Annotated in this window: 20 protein-coding genes and 2 tRNA genes; 16 read left to right on the top strand and 6 right to left on the bottom strand. The window is 61.3% G+C overall.

Annotated elements, in window-relative coordinates:
* Window positions 1-43: 43 nt before the first annotated feature.
* From VVR12_RS09270 to VVR12_RS09250, 5 genes are all read left to right on the top strand, one after another.
* Window positions 44-1,228: a homoserine O-acetyltransferase gene (locus tag VVR12_RS09270; protein WP_368550944.1), complete on the top strand. Its 1,185-nt coding sequence runs from the start codon at window positions 44-46 to the stop codon at window positions 1,226-1,228.
* Window positions 1,229-1,310: 82 nt separating this feature from the next.
* Complete coding sequence (locus VVR12_RS09265) at window positions 1,311-1,988, top strand: alpha/beta hydrolase (RefSeq protein WP_368550942.1); 678 nt, start codon at window positions 1,311-1,313, stop codon at window positions 1,986-1,988.
* 91 nt (window positions 1,989-2,079) lie between these two features.
* A complete protein-coding gene (locus VVR12_RS09260; protein ID WP_368550941.1) occupies window positions 2,080-3,120 on the top strand; it encodes a tripartite tricarboxylate transporter substrate binding protein in 1,041 nt (346 codons plus the stop codon).
* A complete protein-coding gene (locus tag VVR12_RS09255; protein ID WP_368550939.1) occupies window positions 3,117-3,680 on the top strand; it encodes a tripartite tricarboxylate transporter TctB family protein in 564 nt (187 codons plus the stop codon). Before VVR12_RS09260 ends, VVR12_RS09255 begins: the two co-directional genes overlap by 4 nt.
* Window positions 3,681-5,180 (top strand): tripartite tricarboxylate transporter permease, encoded by a 1,500-nt coding sequence (locus tag VVR12_RS09250; RefSeq protein ID WP_368550938.1) that lies wholly within the window; start codon window positions 3,681-3,683, stop codon window positions 5,178-5,180.
* A 6-nt stretch (window positions 5,181-5,186) separates the two neighbouring features.
* Here the strand turns inward: VVR12_RS09250 and VVR12_RS09245 are convergent, their stop codons facing one another.
* Window positions 5,187-5,414: an RNA-binding S4 domain-containing protein gene (locus VVR12_RS09245; protein WP_368550936.1), complete on the bottom strand. Its 228-nt coding sequence runs from the start codon at window positions 5,412-5,414 to the stop codon at window positions 5,187-5,189.
* Window positions 5,415-5,588: 174 nt separating this feature from the next.
* On the opposite strand from VVR12_RS09245, the gene VVR12_RS09240 reads away from it, so the two are divergent.
* Entirely contained in the window at window positions 5,589-6,971 is a 1,383-nt protein-coding gene (locus tag VVR12_RS09240; RefSeq protein ID WP_368550935.1) for a glycine--tRNA ligase, read from the top strand.
* Between the two features lie 86 nt (window positions 6,972-7,057).
* Here VVR12_RS09240 and VVR12_RS09235 read toward each other — a convergent pair whose 3' ends face one another.
* A complete protein-coding gene (locus VVR12_RS09235; protein ID WP_368550934.1) occupies window positions 7,058-7,684 on the bottom strand; it encodes a GNAT family N-acetyltransferase in 627 nt (208 codons plus the stop codon).
* Window positions 7,685-7,862: 178 nt separating this feature from the next.
* Here VVR12_RS09235 and VVR12_RS09230 point away from each other — a divergent pair, with 178 nt between their 5' ends.
* The 3 genes from VVR12_RS09230 to VVR12_RS09220 all read left to right on the top strand — a co-directional run bounded on the left by VVR12_RS09230 (window position 7,863) and on the right by VVR12_RS09220 (window position 11,039).
* The gene (locus VVR12_RS09230; protein ID WP_368550932.1) at window positions 7,863-8,831 is read left to right on the top strand and encodes a GNAT family N-acetyltransferase; all 969 of its coding nucleotides are present in this window, start codon (window positions 7,863-7,865) and stop codon (window positions 8,829-8,831) included.
* 334 nt (window positions 8,832-9,165) lie between these two features.
* Window positions 9,166-10,032 (top strand): DUF2382 domain-containing protein, encoded by an 867-nt coding sequence (locus VVR12_RS09225; protein ID WP_368550930.1) that lies wholly within the window; start codon window positions 9,166-9,168, stop codon window positions 10,030-10,032.
* Between the two features lie 122 nt (window positions 10,033-10,154).
* Window positions 10,155-11,039, top strand: a complete 885-nt coding sequence (locus VVR12_RS09220; RefSeq protein WP_368550929.1) for an SDR family oxidoreductase — start codon at window positions 10,155-10,157, stop codon at window positions 11,037-11,039.
* 17 nt (window positions 11,040-11,056) lie between these two features.
* Here the strand turns inward: VVR12_RS09220 and VVR12_RS09215 are convergent, their stop codons facing one another.
* The 3 genes from VVR12_RS09215 to VVR12_RS09205 are packed head-to-tail and all read right to left on the bottom strand — an operon-like array spanning window position 11,057 to window position 12,362.
* Window positions 11,057-11,404, bottom strand: a complete 348-nt coding sequence (locus VVR12_RS09215) for an MGMT family protein (protein ID WP_368550928.1) — start codon at window positions 11,402-11,404, stop codon at window positions 11,057-11,059.
* 3 nt (window positions 11,405-11,407) lie between these two features.
* Entirely contained in the window at window positions 11,408-11,848 is a 441-nt protein-coding gene (locus VVR12_RS09210; RefSeq protein WP_368550926.1) for a hypothetical protein, read from the bottom strand.
* Window positions 11,820-12,362: a DUF3887 domain-containing protein gene (locus tag VVR12_RS09205; RefSeq protein ID WP_368550924.1), complete on the bottom strand. Its 543-nt coding sequence runs from the start codon at window positions 12,360-12,362 to the stop codon at window positions 11,820-11,822. The genes VVR12_RS09210 and VVR12_RS09205 overlap by 29 nt, the downstream gene beginning before the upstream one ends.
* A gap of 154 nt (window positions 12,363-12,516) precedes the next feature.
* Between VVR12_RS09205 and dusB the strand changes: the two genes are divergently transcribed.
* The 7 genes from dusB (at window position 12,517) to VVR12_RS09170 (ending at window position 19,768) form a co-directional block, all read left to right on the top strand.
* Window positions 12,517-13,698: a tRNA dihydrouridine synthase DusB gene (gene dusB, locus VVR12_RS09200; RefSeq protein ID WP_409349897.1), complete on the top strand. Its 1,182-nt coding sequence runs from the start codon at window positions 12,517-12,519 to the stop codon at window positions 13,696-13,698.
* The gene (locus VVR12_RS09195; protein WP_409349896.1) at window positions 13,682-15,052 is read left to right on the top strand and encodes a deoxyguanosinetriphosphate triphosphohydrolase; all 1,371 of its coding nucleotides are present in this window, start codon (window positions 13,682-13,684) and stop codon (window positions 15,050-15,052) included. The genes dusB and VVR12_RS09195 overlap by 17 nt, the downstream gene beginning before the upstream one ends.
* 24 nt (window positions 15,053-15,076) lie before the next feature.
* Entirely contained in the window at window positions 15,077-16,966 is a 1,890-nt protein-coding gene (dnaG, locus tag VVR12_RS09190; protein ID WP_368550920.1) for a DNA primase, read from the top strand.
* A 98-nt stretch (window positions 16,967-17,064) separates the two neighbouring features.
* Window positions 17,065-17,137 (top strand) — tRNA-Asn (locus VVR12_RS09185).
* A gap of 163 nt (window positions 17,138-17,300) precedes the next feature.
* Window positions 17,301-18,203 carry a phage holin family protein gene (locus tag VVR12_RS09180; RefSeq protein ID WP_368550919.1) on the top strand — a complete coding sequence of 301 codons (903 nt, stop codon included), beginning with the start codon at window positions 17,301-17,303 and terminating at the stop codon, window positions 18,201-18,203.
* 191 nt (window positions 18,204-18,394) lie between these two features.
* Complete coding sequence (locus VVR12_RS09175) at window positions 18,395-19,609, top strand: glycosyltransferase (protein ID WP_368550918.1); 1,215 nt, start codon at window positions 18,395-18,397, stop codon at window positions 19,607-19,609.
* Window positions 19,610-19,691: 82 nt separating this feature from the next.
* Window positions 19,692-19,768, top strand: a tRNA-Ile gene (locus tag VVR12_RS09170).
* 7 nt (window positions 19,769-19,775) lie between these two features.
* Here VVR12_RS09170 and VVR12_RS09165 read toward each other — a convergent pair.
* Window positions 19,776-20,309: a murein hydrolase activator EnvC gene (locus tag VVR12_RS09165; protein ID WP_368550917.1), complete on the bottom strand. Its 534-nt coding sequence runs from the start codon at window positions 20,307-20,309 to the stop codon at window positions 19,776-19,778.
* Window positions 20,310-20,670: the final 361 nt, after the last annotated feature.

Genomic DNA, 20,670 nt, shown 5'->3' with positions numbered 1-20,670 from the left:
GATCTGCACCGCGTATTCGATCCGAACCCATTCCAGGAGTTTCATGTCTGCACAGCTGTTGGTTGAGAAGAAGGCCGTTCGCGACGACGGTGTCTTGGATTTTGCCCAGGTGGGTGAGGTGCCCCTCGAGTCGGGTGCGGTGCTACCCGAGGTGACGATCGCCTTCGAAACCTGGGGACGGTTGAACGAAGATGCCTCCAACGCGGTGCTGGTTCTGCACGCCTTAACCGGAGACACTCATGTCTCCTCGGGCAGGGTCGGGCCCGATACAGACCTGTGCACCGCGGTGCAGGCGGCAGCGCCCGGATGGTGGGAAGGCACCGTGGGGCCGGGGTGCGTGATCGACACCGACCGCTACTTCGTGGTGGCCCCGAATATCCTGGGAGGTTGTTACGGTTCCACCGGGCCGTCGTCCCCCGCGCCCTCCTCGGTGGACCCGAACCGTCGCCCCTGGGGGTCACGATTCCCTCGACTGACAGTGCGCGACACCGTGGTAGCCGAGAAAAAGCTGGCGCAGATGCTGGGTATCGAGCGTTTTCAGCTGGTGGTCGGTGGTTCTCTGGGCGGCATGCGCGCTCTCGAGTGGGCGTTGATGTATCCGGAGGCAGTGGCGTCCTGCGCGGTCATCGCCTCCGGCCCGTCTGCCACCGCAGACCAACTGGCCTGGGCGCAGGCGCAGGACTACGCGATCACGATGGATCCGAACTTCGCCGGGGGTGACTACTACGACGGTCGCCCGCCTACTGAGGGGTTGGGGCTGGCACGCCGCATCGCGCACACCACCTACCGTTCTGCGGCGGAGCTGCACCATCGCTTTGGACGCGAGGCGCAAGACCTCGAGAGCCCGCTGACCTGCCCGATGACGCGAGGGGAGCGGGGCCGGTTTAAGGTCGAGTCTTACCTCGACCACCACGCGCGCAAAATCACCGACCGCTTCGACGCCAACAGCTATCTGGTGATCAACGGGATTTTACGCAGCCACGACGTGACCCGCGGCCGGGGGAGCCTGCGGCAGGCGATGGCGCACTCGCAGTGTCGCTGGACGATCGCCGCGGTGGATTCCGACCGGTTGTTCTACCCCTCGGAGTCTGTGGTGTTGGCCGCCGCCCTGCCCGATCCGACCGAGGCCATCCTGATCAACTCGCCCTCGGGGCACGACGGGTTCTTGATCGAATCGGGACAGGTCAAGGCGGTGCTACAGGCGGCGGTGGCGGCACTGGACGAGTGAGCGGGGCGGATACTTGTGAGGTGCATAGCCTCCGGGCTTATGTTGTAGTTTTAAGGCACTATCACCGGATTTAAGGAGCGCCATGGAACACCTCGTTGAATATGCCAACCGCCCTGAGGAACGGGAAGACAGCCACCTGGTGTTGATGCTGCACGGTTACGGTTCCAACGAGCGCGACCTGCTCGGTCTGGTTCCCTATCTGCCCGCCAAGGGCTTCACCTATGCCGCGATGCGCGCCCCGCAACCGGTCGGCGCCACGCTCCCGGCCACGGCCAGCAGCGCGGCGATCCCCGGTGCGGCCTTCGGTTACCAGTGGTATCCCCTGGATCGCTCACTGAATACGGAGTTTCACGCTATTCGCTTGGCCACCGATTATCTCGAGGAATTTCTCTCTTCGGTGGCAGACACCTACCGTTCCGTCACCCTGCTCGGTTTCTCGCAGGGCATGGCGATGGCCACCAGTCTGGCCCGCCGCACCCCCTCCCTGCCCAGCGCCATCGTGGGTCTTTCCGGGTATGCCGTGCCCGATGACTCAGACTACTTCCGCGATGACGAATTGGCGCAGGCGCAGTTGCCGGTCTTTTACGGCCGCGGCGACGCCGATCCGATCATCACGGAGTCCCTCGTGGAATTTACCGAGCGCTGGTTGCCCTCCCACGCCCAGGCGGAGACCAAGGTTTACCCCGGTCTGCAACACTCGATCAACGCCGAGGAGATGCGGGACGTGGCGGAGTTCCTGACTCGGGTGCACCAGCAATAACGTCATATGACGAGAAAAATGTGACAGGGAATACTGGCATGGGTAGGCTGTCTCACACCTCACCGTTCATACACATCAGAGGACAATACCCGTGCCAGATCACAATTCACTGCACACGATGTCCCCAGAAACTCAGGGGATACGTATCTCAAAACCCCAATCGAAAATACTCAAAACCCTTGGCGCACTCGTCGCGGTAGCAGCGATCGGAACCGCCACGGTCGGATCAGTGCGAGCGGCGGACGAGGGCACCAGCCTGACCTCGTCGCTGACCATCGTCGCCCCGGCGGCCGCCGGCGGTGGGTGGGATACCGTCGCGCGAGAAATGCAGCAGGCCCAGCGGGCTCACTCCATCGTCAATAACATCCAGGTCATCAACATGCCCGGCGCCGGAGGCACCATCGCGCTGAACAACCTCGGCAACCTCTCCGGCCAACCGCAGAACCTGATGGTGGGCGGAACCGGCCAGCTTGCGGCGTCCATCCAGTACGACAGCGAGGTCACCTATGAGGACGTCACGCCCCTGGCCGTCACCGTCGAAGAGATGGACGTCATCGTGGTGCCGGCGAACTCACCCTATAAGACCCTCGACGATCTGATGGCCGCCTGGAAGAAAGATCCCTCGAAGGTGCCCTGGACCGGCGGCGGCTCCTTCGACCGGCTGGTGACCGCCGAAATGGCCATCGCCAACGGCATCAGCCCCGACGACATGATTTACGTCAGCTCCGACGGCGGCGGCGAAGCCACGGCGGCGTTACTCAACGGCACCGCACAGGTCTCCGCCAGCGGTTACCCCGACACCATCGACCAGATTGAAGCCGGTCGCCTGCGCGCGCTGGCACTGGTCTCCAAAGAACGCCCCGAAGGCGTGGACATCCCCACCACCGTTGAACAGGGTGTGGACGTCACGCTCACGAACTGGCGGTTGATTGCGGCTCCCGGTGGCATCAGCGCCGAGGAAAAATCGCAACTGGAATCAATCGTCCGCGACACCGTCAACACCCCGGAGTGGGACGAAGCCATCTCCCGCTACCACTGGAACGAGAACCTCATCATGGGTGATGACCTGCAACAATTCTTGAAAGACGAACACGACCGGATCGCGAAACTCAACGAGGAGCTGGGACTGTGAGCGCACCGAATATTCCCGTTCATCATCAGAAAGTCGTGATTTGGCGTGAGCTTTTGATGCCCGCCGTCATGCTCGCCTTCGCCGCATATCTGGGCTGGGGGATTGCCGCCATGGAGGTTCCTGACTCAGCCGCCTTCCCCGGCCCGCGGTTCTTCCCGGCGATCATCACAGCCGGTTTGGTGATCTTCTCCGCCCTCGATATCGCAGACATCTTCCGCCGCGCCCACGTTCAAAAGATCAACCGGGAGCAGGTCGAAGAACAGGTCTCCGAATACACCGCCCCGATCATGATCGGCGCGGCCCAGCCCACGCATCGCATCGACGTGGCCTCGCTGGGCTGGACCATCGGCGGATTTCTCTTCTTTACGCTGTCCCTGAAATTCCTCGGCTGGGTGATCGCCGCCGGCCTGCTGTTCTGGCTGGTCGCCCGCGGCTTCGGCGCACACCGCCCCGTCTTGACGTTGGTCATCGGGTTGACGGTGAGCTCGTTCGCGTACATCGTCTTCGACATGGTCTTGGGGCTCTCGCTGCCCTCGGGCATTCTGGGAGGGGGATTCTAAATGGAATCGCTGCAGCTTCTCATGGAAGGTTTCAGCCACGCGCTGACGCTCTCGAACCTCTTCTGGGTGCTACTGGGCTGTCTGCTTGGCACGGCCGTGGGCGTGATACCCGGGCTCGGCTCGTCAATGGCCGTGGCCCTGCTCCTGCCGGTGACCTTCGCACTGGACCCGACTGCCGCGTTCATCATGTTCTCGGGCGTCTACTTCGGCGGTCTCTTCGGGGATTCGACCATGGGCATCCTCATGAACACCCCGGGGCAGGCCTCGGCGATCGCCTCCACCTATGAGGGGCACCGCATGGCGAAATCAGGACGCGCCGCGCAGGCGCTCGCGGTGGCCGCCATTGGCGCGTTCATCGGCGGGTTCATCTCGTCCATCGTGGTGGTGTTCTTCGCTCCGCTGTTGGCCGAGTTCTCGACCAACTTCGGCCCTGCCGAGTATTTCGCTCTGGCGCTGTTCGCTTTCGTCGCTACTTCTTCTGTGGTCACCGACTCGGCGATTAAGGGACTGCTATCCCTGTTGTTTGGCCTGGGTATCGCGGTGATCGGTATCGATGCGGTCACGGGCGTGCCCCGCTTCACGATGGGTTCGACCCACCTCTTCGACGGGATCTCACTGGTGACGGTGACCGTGGCGGTGCTGGCGCTGGGCGAGGTGATTCATCAGGCCGCGATCGCGCGTCATCACCAATCCGGGCGGATGATTCGCCCGCAGGGGCGCCCCTGGCTCTCCCGAGCTGAGATTAAAGAGGCCGCACCGGCCTGGTTACGCGGCACCCTGATCGGTTTGCCCTTCGGCGCGATTCCCGCCGGTGGCGCCGACATCCCGACCTTCCTGGCCTACGGCGCCGAGCGCAAGCTGGACGCCCGCCGCGCCACCCCGCGCTTCGGAACGGGTGCGATCCGCGGCCTGGCCGCCCCGGAAGCGGCTGGTAACGCGACCACGGGCATGGCCATGGGCGCGTTGTTGGCTCTGGGGTTGCCGATCTCGGCTACCGCAGCGATCATGCTCGGGGCGTTCCGTCAGTACGGTCTGCAACCCGGCCCGCTGCTCTTCGAGCGCGCTCCGGAACTCGTCTGGGCGCTGCTGGCCAGCTTCTTCATCGCCATGGTGGTGCTGCTGGCCGTGAACCTGCCCTTCGCCATGGTCTGGGCGAAACTGTTGCTGATCCCGCACCACTACCTCTACGCGGGGATCACCGTCTTCTGCGGCCTGGGTATTTACGCGGTTTCTAACTCGATCTTCGACCTGCTGATCGTGTTGGCCATCGGCGTGATCGGATTCTTGATGAGAATGAACGACTACCCGCTGGCCCCGCTGATCATCGGCATGGTGCTGGGGCCGCTGGCCGAAACCAGCGTCCGTGATGCGCTGACTGCCGCAGACGGCGACGCCTCCGTGTTGATCGCGGGCCCGATCACCTTGACCATCTACACGCTGATGGCGCTGGTGCTCCTGGCCACCGTGATCAAGCGGTTCAAGGAGCGCAACAACGTCTAACCGTCCCTAGACGGCGTCGGTCGCTACTTTGAGGCTGACGCCGTCGAAGGTGACTTCATCGCCCGGGTGCAATTGTTTGCCCCGGGCTTCTTCTATCTCTCCGTTGACCTGCACCAGGCCGTCCTGGATGACCTCGCGGGCGTGCACCCCGTTCTCGACCATATTCGCCAGTTTCAGGAATTGGCCCAGTCGGATGGACTCGTCGCGAATAAACACTTCTTCAACTTCACTCATGCTCTCAGTCTAGTGGGCTGCCCCGCACCCGCGATACGGCGCACTGCCCGGGATAACGACGCGGCGTGCGGTTACGGTAATCTGGTGAGACGCACCCCGTGTGATGGGTGCGCGCGCTAACGAACACCAAACCCCAGCACGTCGCATCCAGCGGCGGGGCAATGAGGAGACACCATGGCAGCTAAGTCCACACTCGACAACGTCATCACCCTGGCCAAGCGCCGCGGCTTCGTGTTCCAGGCGGGTGAAATCTACGGTGGTACCCGCTCCGCGTGGGACTACGGCCCGCTCGGTGCCGAACTAAAAGAAAATATCCGCCAGCAGTGGTGGCAGACCTTCGTGCGCTCCCGCATGGACATGGTCGGCCTCGACTCCTCGGTCATCCTGCCCAAGCAGGTCTGGGAGGCCTCGGGCCACGTGGCGACCTTCACCGACCCGCTGGTGGAATGCCTCTCGTGTCACACCCGCCTGCGCCAGGACCACCTCATCGAGGCCTACGAAGAGAAGCACGGTAAAGAGCCGGAGAACGGCATGGCAGACATCAACTGCCCCAAGTGCGGCACCAAAGGCCAGTGGACCGAACCGCAGAACTTCTCCGGTCTGATGAAGACTTTCCTTGGCCCGGTCGATAACGAAGAGGGCCTGCACTTCCTGCGCCCCGAGACCGCTCAGGGCATCTTCGTGAACTTCAACAACGTGGTCACCGCCTCCCGCCAGAAGCCTCCGTTCGGTATCGGCCAGATCGGTAAGGCCTTCCGCAACGAGATCACCCCCGGTAACTTCATCTTCCGCACCCGCGAGTTCGAGCAGATGGAGATCGAATACTTCGTGCACCCCTCCGAGGCGCAGCAGCACTTCGACCAGTGGGTCGAGGACTGCTGGAACTGGTTTGTTGACCTCGGTATCAATCCCGACAACATGCGTAAGTTCGACGTGCCGGCAGAAGACCGCGCGCACTACTCCGACGGCACCATCGACCTCGAATACAACTTCGGCTTCCAGGGCAACCCCTGGGGCGAGCTGATGGGCGTGGCCAACCGAACCAACTACGATCTCGGTGTGCACAACGAACACTCCAACACCAAACTCGAGTACTTCGACCAGGCATCCGGTGAACGCTACGTTCCCTACGTCATCGAACCCTCCTTCGGCCTGACCCGCTCGATGATGGCTTTCTTGGTCGACGCCTACGTCGAAGATGAAGCACCCAATACCAAGGGCGGCGTCGACAAGCGCACCGTGCTCAAGCTCGACCCGCGCCTGGCCCCGGTCAAGGCCGCCGTGCTGCCGCTGTCGAAGAAGGCGGAGCTGACTCCGACCGCCGAGAAGCTGGCGAATGAACTACGCAAGAACTGGAACATCGACTACGACACCTCCGGTGCTATCGGTCGCCGCTACCGCCGTCAAGACGAGATCGGCACCCCGTTCTGCATCACCGTCGACTTCGACACCCTCGAAGATCAGTCGGTCACGATCCGCGAACGCGACACCATGGCTCAGGAGCGTGTGAGCCTGGACCAGGTCACCTCGTACCTGGCAGGCAAACTGGTTCGCTAGCTCGTCAGTAGACAATTCAGCGGCGGTCTCCCCGGCAGGGGAGACCGCCGCTTCTTTATGCGCAGGCGAGACCCGAGAGTGATGGGTTACAACGTCACCTTCGGGATCTTCGCCGTGTGCATGGCGGCCAGCGAACGGTTCTCTTCCCATTCGCTGCGGATAATCGACTTAATCAGCGCGTCGTGGAACTCGCCGTTGTAATACAAAGCCTGCCGGCGGCGTCCTTCGGTGACGAAACCGCACGACGTGTAAACGTAGCGGGCCCGCTCGTTGAATTCGTAGACTTCCAGTTCGATTCGGTTGAGATTGAGGTCCTGAAAACCGTAGTTGATCATCAGCTGTGTTGCTTCGGTGCCCAAGCCGCGGCCGCGACCGCGCTCGCCGATGGCGATGCGGTAGTTCACCGAGCGGTTGAGCCCGTTGTATTCGTTGAAGACGACCTCGCCAACGTATTCTTGCCGTTGCTTGTCCCAAATCGCGAGATCGAGGCGATCGGGTTGTTCGTTGCGGGTGTGGTACCAGCGCCGATAGGTCTCTATGGAGTGGGGCACGTGCGCGGCCCCTTCGGAGTGTACGGAGCCGGTTTTCATGAGGACGACGGGGTCGGCGAGGATCTCCAATATGGCGGTGATCGCCTCGTCGTCAAAGGGGCGGAGTTCGATGAGTCTGCTGGTCAAAGTGGGCTTGGGCAGGAATGGGGAGGGAGTACTCATAGACATCAAGCCTAGTCAGACTCTGTGAGCGTACAAGGGGGCCTTGCCGAGTGTCGATTGACTTTTGGGTGAACAACCTCGCTTGAATGGTCTTTCTAGACCGAGATACCCCACCGCGGGACCGTTGCGAGGATGGGATAAGGTGTAGACACACTAGAGCTGAGAAAGGTTTTTATCGGTGCAGGATTACACTTTTCGCCCGTGGCAAGAAGGCGACGATCTTCAGTTGCTTCAGTTGTGGAAAGACGCTGAAGATCCCCAGCAAGAGGCCTTCCGGGGTTTGTTGACGGCGGATAACGAGGGGGAGCCATTTTCGCGGACGCTGGTGGCTGAGCACCAGGGCATTCCGGTGGCTGCCGGCACGGTGTACGAGTCTTCTCTGCACGATCATCATCTGTGGGTATACGTCGAGGTCGCCGAAGACCACCGTCGCCAGGGGCTGGGCTCGGAGTTGCTGCGTCGCCTGCGCGAGGCGGCCGGCGAGGCGCCCTCGGGCGTGACGTCTCTGCGCGCCAAGGTGATCTCTGACTCCGGTGGCCGCCAGTTCGCGTCCGCTCAGGGTTTCGAGACCGTGCAGCACATTGATACCGTCCGCGTCGAGGCGGGCGGAGTGCCGCCCGTGCCTCTGCGCGTGGACGAGGACGATCGTCCCACCCAGGCGGTCGAAGACAGCGCGACCGGTTCGGTAGAGCTGACGCAGGCTTTTTGGGAGTTCTATCGTCGATCGCATCAATGGGATCCGCCGGCGGAGCAGTCGATCGGGCGTGTGAACCGTATCTTTTTGTCGGACGAGGCCGAGGCCTACGGTGCCTTGGTCTTGCGGGATGGAATTCAAGAGGCTCAGAAAACGGGAAAGAAGGCACCGATTGTGGCCTTCGCTGTATCTTACCGGCCGATGCAAGCCGACCTTCCGGGCTTTGAGATGCCGGAGGATCACGCCACCGAAGTGGTGCTGGGGTACGACTTCGACTATGCCGGTGCGCGCGAGGCCATCATGCAGCTGTTGTCTCTGTTGGTGGCTCAGTACCCGGTCACGATCGAGGTACAGGAGTCCATGGCTGATCTGCAGACGATGATGAACCCGCTGGTCAAGATGGGATCGGCCAAAATCCTTCATCGGGCCGAGGTGATGGTCAGCGATCAGTAGCTCTTACCACAAGCATGGTTGGGGGTGCGGAGATTGCGGCGCAATATTCTAGGAAAATAATTTTCAAATTTTTATTATTTGATTTGGAAAGTTATTTGAACTTTGGTCAACCGTGATTCTGCAAGGGATTCCGGGGTTTTTCAGGCATACCTTACTAGCTCTGTTGTTGGGATCACTCCCAGGTGACACCCAGTTTCATGGCGATTTGATGGTTGCATCAAAAAAATATGTCTGCTTATGATTGTCGTGGTCGATGCGTCAGAACGCAGGCATGATCGTGTAGATCGGCCTCCGTTTCAGTATCAATCCGCTAACAGAGATAAGGATCGAAATAATGACTCAGAACATTGTTGAACAGCTCCGTCGTAGCACCGTTTTCGGCACCGATGGTGAGAAGATCGGTAAGGTCGGCGTTGTATACGTTGACGCTGATTCGGCTCAGCCCACCTTCGTGACCGTCAACACCGGTCTCTTCGGTACCAACGAATCCTTCGTTCCCGTGAACGACGCTAAGTTCAACGGCGACGACGTCACCGTTCCTTACACCAAGGAATTCGTCAAGGACGCACCGAACATCGCTGAAGACGGCGAACTCTCCCCCGAGGAAGAGCAGCGCCTCTACGAGTACTACTCGCTGAACAACAACACCGCTCACACCGGTTACGACAACAACCGCGGCACCGCAGCAGGTACCGCAGGTGTTGCAGGTGCAGGCGCAGACCTGGATCGCGATCGCCACGAGCATGCTGACCGCGATCACCACGCACATGCTGGTCACGAGGGTCGCGACGGCGACGTCGTTGCTCACGAAGAGCGCCTGCGCGTTGACAACGCAGCAACCGCTCGTGAGACCGGTCGCGTTCGCCTGCGCAAGGTTGTTCACACCGACACCGAGACCGTTGAGGTTCCCGTTCGCCGTGAAGAGATCCACGTTGAGCGCGAGAAGATCGACCCCAACTCGGCTGAGGCTCGTTCGACCCACCACAACTTCGACGAGAAGAACGAAGACGTCACTGTGACCGCTTACGAAGAGCGTCCGAACGTCTCCGTTGACACCGTTGCAACCGAGCGCGTGAACGTCTCCAAGGAAGTTCACACCGACAAGGAGCGCGTCTCCGGTGAGGTTCACAAGGAAGAAATCGTTGTTGAGGGTGACGACACCACCGCTCGCAACGACGCTGACCGCAAGGGTCGCCTCTAATCATTACGTCGGTTAGCGCAAGCTAGCATGACGTAAGAAAAGACTCCCTCACTCCTCACACGGGGTGGGGGAGTCTTTGTATCCACTAACAGACTCAACCTATAGATCCAGAAGGAGTTTTCATGTCTGAACTCATCGATCCCCGGACCAAGTACGAAAAGATTGCTCCTCCGAAGCAGACCCAGCCCGAACCCGGTCTCGATTCGAAGCTCGAGCCCCTGGCCGACCTGGGCGAAGAAAGTTACGTGGGCCACGGCCGCCTCAAGGGCCGCAAGGCACTGATCACCGGTGGCGACTCCGGCCTCGGTGCGGCTGTGGCGATCGCTTACGCCCGTGAAGGCGCAGACGTAGCGATCTCCTACCTGCCCGCCGAAGAGTCCGACGCTCAGCGCATCATCGGATTCATCGAAAAGGAAGGCGTCAAGGCCCTGGCATTGCCCGGCGACCTGCGCGAGAAGGAGCAGTGCGAGAAGATTGTCGAAGAGACCGTTAAGGCTTTCGGCGGTATCGACATCGTGATCAACAACGCCTCCAAGCAGGTGTGGCACGAGTCCATCGAAGACCTCTCCGACGAGGACTTCGACGCGACCATGAAGGCTAACGTCTACGCTTCTTACCGCGTGACCCGCGCCGCGGTTCCGCACCTGAAGCCGGGCTCGTCCATCATCTTCACCTCGTCGATCCAGGCCTACGATCCCAGCGAGACCCTGGTCGACTACGCGGTGACCAAGGCTGCCATGAACACCATGAGCAAGGGCCTGGCTCAGCAGCTCGGACCCCGCGGCATCCGTGTGAACGCGGTGGCACCCGGTCCGTTCTGGACCCCGCTGCAGCCCAGCTACGGTCAGCCGCAGGAAAAGTTGCAGACCTTCGGTCAGGACACCCCGCTCGGCCGTGCTGGCCAGCCCGCCGAGATCGCCGGCGCCTACGTTTACTTGGCTTCGGAAGAGGCCTCGTACGTCTCCGGCGAGACCCTCGGCCTGACCGGCGGACGCCCGACCCCGTAACCGGTCAGCGGTTAGTCCTAGCCGGTGGAGTCTTCGGGTAGTTCTGCGACCGCCGCCTCCCACGCGGAGGTCAGGTGAGTGAGATCGACCCGATGATCCGCCAATAAGGTGCGGGAGCCGTCCGGGGTGGTGCCGATGTTTTCTTCGGCCCACTTGCCCCGGGCGGCTTCTGCGTGTCCGGGGATCTCCCCGCGGGCGTTGCAGATGCGCCACCAGTTCACGTTCTCGCCCCACTGGGAGAGCACCCAGCCCACCACGCGCGGCCTCTCGCCGCACACCTTGCCGATGTCACCGTAGGTGGCCAGATGACCGGCTGGAACGCACTCCACGGCACGTAGGATTCTCTCGAGACGCAGGTCGTCCATGGTCTAGACTCCGATGTCTTTGGCTGTGCGTTGACGCTTGGATTCAGATGGGCCGTACAAAGCCCGCATCAAAATGATGGCACAGATGCCGAAGATCCCTCCGGTGGCCAGGGAATTAAAGAGCCAACCCAAGAACAGGGCTGCCGCGATTCCTACCGCCGTGTATGCAGGGCGCCAGGCGATCCACGGCGTGTTTTTCCGCGTGTCTATCAGGGCAAAAACGTTGCCGACCGCGAAAGAAAGCGTTGAAACGGCCGTAAAGATCAGGCGTGCCTGCTCCTGATCTTCCGATGACTGGTGCCACCACCCCCATGTCAAGAAGGCTAGCGCGGCATAGACACCCCAGAGCGCCACTGTTAGCCACTTGCTGCGGGCGTGGTGAGGCTCGATGTAGGGGGAGGGGGCGGAGGTGTGGTTACCAGGGAAGTTCTGCTGAGTCGTCAAGGTAGATCACCCATCCTGTGATTTTGGTGCGGGAATTGAATGTGATTTGACCGACCGGTTCGCCGTGCTGGTGTTTGAGCCGATAGGTCAGAACGTTCTGGGAGCCGGATTGCTCAATGACGGTGCGCTGAATCTTCAAATGTTCACCCACTGCATCGGTGACCGCCTGCCAGGTCTTGAGGATCTTCCGTTTGGAGAGCAGTCGCGCGGTCGCGTACGTCATGAGGTCGTGCGCCGCCTCGATATCGGAGCGGGAAACCGCGGCGAAGAGTTCCTCGGCCCTGGCATTGAGCTCCCGTTGGATGTGATCCAAGGCCTGCGGGGTGGCGGTTGCCTGATTCTGGTATTTCTGGGAGGCAGCCTGTTTGCTGACGCCGAGAACCGAGCCGATCTGTTGCCAGGTTGCACCTGCTGTGCGGGCGGCGCCCACTGCGTCCTCGAGATGCTGGGTGGCGAGTTCGACATCTTGCTGTGCCGAGCGTAGTCGAAGTAGTAGCGGGTCGGTGTCGTCCATCGGTGCCTCCTTGTGTTTTAGTCAAGAATTATTTACATTACACACTTTCTCTTACAAATGTGCGGATGTCAAGAAAAATTTTCAGGCGCACACTTTATTGAGAGTGTGAGTAAACCAATCCGCGGGTATTCGGCAAATATGCGAAAATTACACCGTGACTGAAACCGTTGAACCCCCCAAGACCAAGCAGCTCAAACTGCCGCCGCTGCAGCTGGGCAAGCACACCGTGGATGTACCCGTCGTGCTCGCGCCGATGGCCGGCGTCACCAACAAAGCATTCCGCCGCCTCTGCCGCGAATACGGGGGAGGGCTCTACGTCACCGAAATGGTCACCGCGCGCTCACTGGTCGAGCGCCGCCCGGAGTCGCTACGCATCATCGAACACGATGACGACGAAGCCATCCGTTCCATTCAGATTTACGGCGTGGACGCCGTGAACGTCGGCAAGGCCGTGCGCATGGTGGTCGAAGAAGACCGCGCCGACCACATCGACCTCAACTTCGGTTGCCCCGTCCCGAAAGTCACTAAGCTCGGCGGCGGCTCCGCCCTGCCGTGGAAGACCGACCTCTTAACCGCCATCGTCCAGGCTGCCGTGCGCGAGGCATCCCGCAACGACATTCCGGTCACCGTCAAGATGCGCAAGGGTATCGACGACGACCACCTGACTTTCCTCGACTCGGCCAAGATCGCCCGCGACGCCGGTGTGGCCGCCATCGCCCTACACGGGCGCACCATGGAACAGCACTACTCCGGCAAAGCCGACTGGAAGGCCATCGCCGATCTACGCGAGGCCATCCCCGACGTTCCGGTGCTGGGCAACGGTGATATTTTCTCCGCCGAAGACGCAATCGCCATGGTCGAGCAGACCGGGGTGGATGGCATCGTGGTGGGCCGCGGTTGCCAGGGCCGCCCCTGGCTGTTCGGCGACCTGCAGGAGGCCTTCGAAGGTTCCGAAAAGCGCTTCAAGCCCGGGGTCTCCGAGGTGGCCGACATGATCTACCGCCACGCCGAACTGCTCGTCGAAACTTTCGGCGACGAGGGTAAGGGCCTGCGCGAGATCCGCAAGCACGTCTCGTGGTACTTCCACGGTTACCCGGTCGGCGGCCAGCTACGCCAGAAGATGGCGACGGTTCCCGACCTCGCCTCCTTCCGCGAATACCTCTCCGAGCTGGACCACTCCATCGGCTACCCCGGCGAGGCCGTCGAGGGCCCGCGCGGCCGCGCCGGCAACCCCAAGAAACCGCACCTGCCCGACGGCTGGCTGAACTCACGCGTGTTGGGCGACGCCGAACGCCTGGGCCTGGTCGACGCTGAATTGGATGTCTCCGGTGGCTAATCGAGAATCTTCTGACGGCTTGGTCGACGGCATCGAGGTCGCCCGCACCCCCGGGTACAGCAACCGTGACGCCGAACGCTGGGTGCCCGAACACCACCGCAACATCTACCGTTCGGCGTTCGAACGCGACCGTGCCCGTGTCTTGCATTCATCTGCGCTACGTCGGTTGGGTGCCAAGACTCAGGTCATGGATCCAGACACCGACGACTTCGTGCGCACCCGCCTGACCCACTCGCTGGAGGTCGCGCAGATCGGCCGCGAGGTCGGGCACATGCTCGGCTGCGACCCCGATGTGGTCGACACCGCCTGCCTTTCCCACGACATCGGCCACCCGCCCTTCGGCCACAACGGCGAGACCGCACTGAATGAGCTTGCCCGTGACATCGGCGGGTTCGAGGGCAACGCGCAGACCCTGCGCCTGCTGACCCGTCTCGAGCCCAAGCTCATCCGCCACGACGGCGGCTCTGCCGGTCTCAACCTGACCCGCGCCACCCTGGACGCCACGTGCAAGTACCCGTGGACGGCGTCCGTGGCTCCGGCCCGCCCCGACGGGCGCCCCAACCGCAAGTTCGGCGTCTACGAGGACGACCGCCCCGTCTTCGATTGGTTCCGCGCCGACGCCGAGGCCGCCGGGGCCGCGCCCACCCAGAAGTGCATGGAAGCTCAGGTCATGGATCTGGCCGACGACATTTCGTACTCCGTACACGACGTCGAAGATGCCGTCTTCGGCACCCACGTGCAACTGGGTCAGCTCCGCGACGCGACCGAACGCGCCAAGGTCTTCGAAAAGACCCGCCAGTGGTACCTACCCGGCGTGGAGGATTCCGAAGTGGACGCCGCGCTGAGCCGACTGGAGGCCCTGGATGAGTGGGTGCCGTACATGAGCGGAACCCGCGCGTCCATGGCAGCGTTCAAAGCGCTGACCTCAAAACTGATCGGCCGGTTCGCCGCGACCTCCATGGAGGCAACCCGCGCGCAATACGGCAACGACCGTCCGCTCACCCGATACTCGGCGCAGCTGATCGTACCCGAAGAGACCGAGCACGAGATCGCCGTGATGAAAGGTATCGCCACCGCGTTCGTGATGACGGTTCGCGACGCGCAACCGCACTACGAGAACCAGCACGAGATTCTGCACCTGCTCGTCGAGGCGCTCATGGAGAACCCCGGCTACCTCGACCCGGTCTTCCGCGCCGATATGCGAGAGCTGGGCCCGCACGACGAAGCGGCCCGCCTGCGCCTGGTCATCGACCAGGTCGCCTCGCTGACGGACCGCTCGGCGGTTGCTCTGTACAACCGCATCAACGGCACCCACTGGATGCTCGGGGACAAGCCGCTCTGGGGAGCCGACTAGACAACGTTCGCTAAACTAATGGGCGTGGCTGGACTCATCAAACGCGAAGACATCGATGAGGTGCGCTCGCGCACCGACATCCGCGAAATCGTCGAAGGATACGTAACCCTCAAGGGCGCCGGCATCGGCTCGTTCAAGGGTCTGTGCCCCTTCCACGACGAACGCACCCCGTCCTTCCACGTGCGCCCCCAAATGGGCACCTACCACTGCTTCGGGTGCGGCGAATCGGGCGACGTCATTTCCTTCGTCATGGCGATGGACCACACCTCCTTCACCGAGACCGTGGAGAAACTCGCCGCCCGCATCAACTACGAGTTGCACTACGAGGCCGGTAGCGGTGTCAGCCGCGAAGAGATCGGACGCCGCCAGCGCCTACTCGACGCCCACAAGGTTGCCGCCGAATTCTTCCAACGCAACCTCTACACCCCGGCCGCGCGGGAAGCCCAGAAATTCCTGGGCGCTCGCGGATTCGACCCTCGCTCCACTCGGCAATTTGGGGTCGGGTTCGCGCCGCGCGGTTGGGATCACCTCTTGCGCTACCTGCGGTCGCAGGGCTTCACGGAAGAAGAGCTCGAGGCCACCGGGATGTTCTCGCGGGGTAACCGCGGCCTCTACGACCGGTTCCGCGGCCGACTTATCTGGCCCATCCGCGGCATCGCCGGTGAGACCATCGGTTTCGGAGCGCGCAAACTCTTCGACGACGACCAGGGGCCGAAATACCTCAATACTCCCGAAACACAGCTGTATAAGAAGTCCCAGGTGCTCTACGGGCTGGACCTCGCGAAGCGCAATATCGCCAAGAAGAAGCAGATCGTGGTGGTCGAGGGGTACACGGACGTCATGGCCGCGCACCTGGCCGGCATCGATACCGCCGTGGCAACGTGCGGCACCGCGTTCGGGGCCGGTCACATCAAGATCGTGCGCCGCTTGATCTCCGATGACGGTTCCGGGGGAGAGGTCATCTTCACCTTCGATGGGGACGCCGCGGGGCAGAAAGCGGCACTACACGCCTTTGAGGAAGACCAAAAGTTCGTGGCGCAGACCTTCGTGGCCGTCGCAAAAGACGGCATGGATCCCTGCGACCTTCGACTGGCTCGCGGTGATGCCGCCGTGCGGTCGCTGATCGAACACAAGCGTCCTCTCTTTGAGTTCGCGTTGGACGCCACGATCCGCAACTACGACCTCGACACGCTGGAAGGGCGCGTACGGGCGATGCGCGCGGCCGCCCCGATCGTCGCCGGGATCAAGGACCGCACCCTGCGCCCCGCCTATGTTCGAGAACTCTCGGGCTGGCTGGGCATCGATACCGCCGAGGTGCAGTCGGCGGTCGACTACGCCCTGCGCAACCCGCAACCCTCGTATCGCGACCGTGCCCGGGAGCAAGAGACAGCTCAGGACGCCGCGTCTTCGTTACCGGCGCCCGAGCCGCGCTTCGAACGCCCCGACATGCGGGATCCGGTGGCGCGGGCTGAACATCAGGCGCTGACGATCATCGTGCAACACCCCCATTTTCTGTCGGTGCCGCAGTGGCAAGAGTTGGCAAAATCGCGCTTCCGGTATGACATGCATCAGGCCATTGCTGAGGGAATCGTGGGTGCGGCGGCCGAAATGGTTCCGCAACCGGGGGTGAACTGGGTGAACGCGATCCGATCCCACACCGATGAGCAGGCCCACGGGTTGTTGGCCGAACTGACGGTGGCTCCGGTCTTGGCGAAGGAGTCGGAGTTGGCTCGCTATATTCACGGAATCGTCAACCACATCTTGCAGTTGCAGATCGATCGGGAGAAGTCTGACCTCTTGATGCAGCTGCAGCGTATTAATGTTCAGGCTGAGCCTGATGCTTTCAATGCTGTGCAACAGCAACTTCTCGAGCTGGAGCACCGTAGACGTTCCATCATGGAGGGCCAAAACTAGCCTGTGAGTGACGTCATAGGATTCCGATTTGCGAGCTGCGAGGAGACTGTGTAAAGTAATTACTCGTTGCGACGGAGAAAACGTTGTAACGGGATTATTCCCCCGTAGCTCAATTGGCAGAGCATTCGACTGTTAATCGAAGGGTTACTGGTTCGAGTCCAGTCGGGGGAGCAGCAGTAAAACCGGTTCCTACGGGAACCGGTTTTTTGTTTCTCTAGACTTTTCGAAATAGAACAAAATTTACTTGCCGCGTGCGGTATTGTCGGCCTTGTAAAAACCTCTACTGTTACACTTGGTAACTAAAAGCACACTCAATTTTGGAGAAGTAAAGGGTATGAACGAACACGTTAACCCCGGACCCGAAAGCGTTCGCGCTGACGAGTTCTATGAACGCCGTACCCCCACGTCGGGCATCAAGTCCGCATTCGTGGGGCTGAAGTCGTCGGTCACCAACACCGCCGACGCGGCTAAGGTGCTCACCCGCCTGACCCCCAAGCAGCTCAAGGACGAAGTTCAGCTCGCAAAGCTGGAAATGGTCGATAAGGGCAAGTCGATGGGTAAGGGTGCCGCAGTGGGTGCTGTTGCCGCGATCTTCGCTCTGTGCATGCTGATCGCCCTGATCTCCGCGGCTATTCTCGGCCTCGGCAAGATCATGGAAGCATGGCTGGCAGCTCTGCTGGTAGCACTGCTCTTCCTCATCCTCGCCGCTATCTGCGGTCTGGTTGCTATGAAGATGATCAAGAAGCAGCTCCCGCTGAAGCCTGAGTCTGCTATCTTCGGTATCCTCTACGACCTCGGTGTTCTGAAGAAGGGCTCCGACATGACTGCCGCACGCGTCAAGCGCGAGCAGGAGGAGAAGGAAGCCAAGAAGGCTGAGCAGAAGAAGGCTAAGGAAGAAGCCGCTAAGCGCGAAGAGAAGGAAAACGAGCACGATGGTGCCGCAACCAGCGAGGAGCGCCTGAAGCTACGCACCGAGCAGCGTCGCGAACACCTGAAGTCGCTACGTGACGACATCGACACCTACTCGAACACCGCTAAGCGCGATGCTAACGGTCTGGTCGGTGCGGCTAAGACCTCCGCATCTGCCACCCCCAACCACCTGGCCGACCGCGGTCGTGTGCTGGGCAAGAACGCTACCAACCCCGAGTTGTTGAAGGCCCGCTGGGGATCCTTCGCCACTTTGGCAGCTTCGGTTAGCGCATTCTTCGTTTTCCTCGGCAAGCTCATCCGCCGATAAAAACATTTTCTCCTGAGGCCCCGTAACCTTTCGGTTGCGGGGCCTCAGTTTATCTACGGTGCGTTTGATGAACACACCGCGCGCCGGGTAGGCTCAAGTGAGAAAGATTCTTTTTAACGCCCACCGTGGTGGGACAATCAGTTTCTGATCATCGCCTCGTATCCGCTTCGAGTATGCAAAAGGGCCCACTGATGACCACAACCGCACCCCTGAAGATCCTGATCGGCGCAGATACTTATCCGCCCGACATCAACGGGGCGGCACAATTCGGTCACCGTTTAGCCCAGGCGATGCACGAGCGTGGGCATGAGGTGCACGTGGTTGCCGCTAACCCCGATGAGAAAAAGACCGAAGACCGGGTGGTTGACGGCATCGTGGAACATCGCCTGTTCTCCTATCGGCCTCCCACTCACCCCTACATTCGCATCTGCACCCCCTGGGGCATCTGGGCCGAGGTGGGGCGCCTACTTGACCGGGTTCGTCCGGACGTTGTGCACGTGCAGTGCCACTACATCGTGGGCCGTGTGCTGGTGTTACAAGCCAAGCGGCGGGGGATCCGCATCGTAGCGACCAACCACTTTATGCCCGAGAACCTCGACCCGTTCTTGCCTTTCCCGCGCTGGTTCAATGATGCGTTCGCCCGCTTTAGCTGGGGGGATATGCGTCGCATCTTAGAACGCGCCGACGTGGTCACCACTCCCACTCCCATCGCAGCCAAGGCGATGAAGGAATCGGGGCACTTCCGCCGGCCCGTCATCCCTGTTTCCAACGGCATTCAGTCTTCCGACTACGAATTGCACGCTAACGAGAGCATTCCCTCCGATCCCGAGCACCTGCGGATCTTCTTCGCCGGTCGTCTGGCGATCGAGAAGAACATCGATGTGTTGATCGAGGCCGTCTCGAAGTTGCCGCAGGAGCTGAACACGGTGGTCCTCGAGGTCGCCGGCACGGGGGAGATTCTCGAAAAACTGCAGGCCAAAGCCACCGAATGCGGGGTCTACGACCGGGTGAAGTTCCTGGGGTATGTCTCCGACGAAGAACTCCGTGCCGGATACCTGCGCGCTGATGTTTTCTGTCAGCCCGGCACCGCCGAGCTACAATCGCTGGTCACGCTGGAGGCGATGAGCGCCTCGAAGCCGCTGGTGCTGGCTAACGCGTTGGCCTTGCCGCACCTGGTACGCGAGGGGGAAAACGGTTTTCTCTTCGAACCGGGTAACTCGAGCGACTTGGCGCAGCGTCTTGCCCAGGTGCTTCTGCTCTCGCCCGCCGAGCGTCGCAGGATGGGCACGGTGAGCCACGAGATGGTGAAGAAACACGCCGCGCAGAAAACCTGGGAAACTTTCGAATCCCTCTACACCTCCAACGAGCTCTACGACCGCTTCGTGGCGGGGTTGGACCGTTCGTAACGGCACGGGAGGGAATTTCGTGTTCAGCGGCGGTCTCCGGTAACCTTGAGGGGTCTGCCGGTGCCGATTGCGCGGTGGACGCGGGGGGTTAGCTCAGCTGGTTAGAGCAGGGGACTCATAATCCCTTGGTCGCGGGTTCAAGTCCCGCACCCCCTACCATTTCAAATCAGGCGCTGAAGTCTGACCCCACCGGTAACAATATGCTCGGCCCCTCGGCTCCCAGGAGAGCGAGGGGATTGAGATAGGTCTTCGCCTTACCTCGGTTCTCATACACGCCCCAGTGCACGCAGCTTTGCTGGCAGTGCTGGGGCTTTTCTGCAACGGTGGCGATGATCTGCCCCGCCGACACCTTGTCACCGCGCATTACCCGCGGCGTCACAGGCTCGAAGGTAGATCTCTTGCCATCACCGTGTTCGACGGTCACCACCGTCCGGTCGACGACCTTGCCCACGAACACCACCGTTCCAGCGGCAGGGGAGCGAACCTCCGGGGTGGGCGCGGCCAGGTCGACTCCGCGGTGGCCCTCGTCCCAGCGCTGGGCCGGCTTATCGAATCCTCGGAGCACGTGGAGCTCCCCGTCGATGGGGCGAACCCACCCGGATCGATCGGCGGCAAAACTCGGTGGCGCTCCGGCATTCGGCAGGACGCCGGTGGCGGCAAACACCATCGCGATCAGTACCCAACGCATGCGGAGAAACATGAGAAACCTTTCTGCTTAAGCGGGTGGTTTCTTTGCAGTAGACCACGGGGGCCTTCGTAGCGGAGTTGTTTACCTAAAATTGTGGATATCTTTAGGCAATTTCCGCCAATTCACCACCTATCCACAAGTTAGTGATGTCACACTAATGAAAAGCGGTGAATCTAACGCCGTGTACCCTCACCGTCTAGCCCGGTTTAAGTGGTGGCCGCGACCTCCACAACCGGGACAATTTACGCTATAGTTGAACACTGCAGTTTGTCCTTAACAGCTTGCGCTCTCGGTGCGAGAAGTTGAGGAACAAGGGGAGACGCATACATACGAATCCCCTCGGTCTTCCCACGTTTTGCATGAGAACCCGATC

The sequence above is a fragment of the Rothia sp. LK2588 genome (assembly GCF_040946465.1).
Classification (GTDB): Bacteria; Actinomycetota; Actinomycetes; order Actinomycetales; family Micrococcaceae; genus Rothia.
This window is presented reverse-complemented; position numbering and strand designations above follow the sequence as displayed.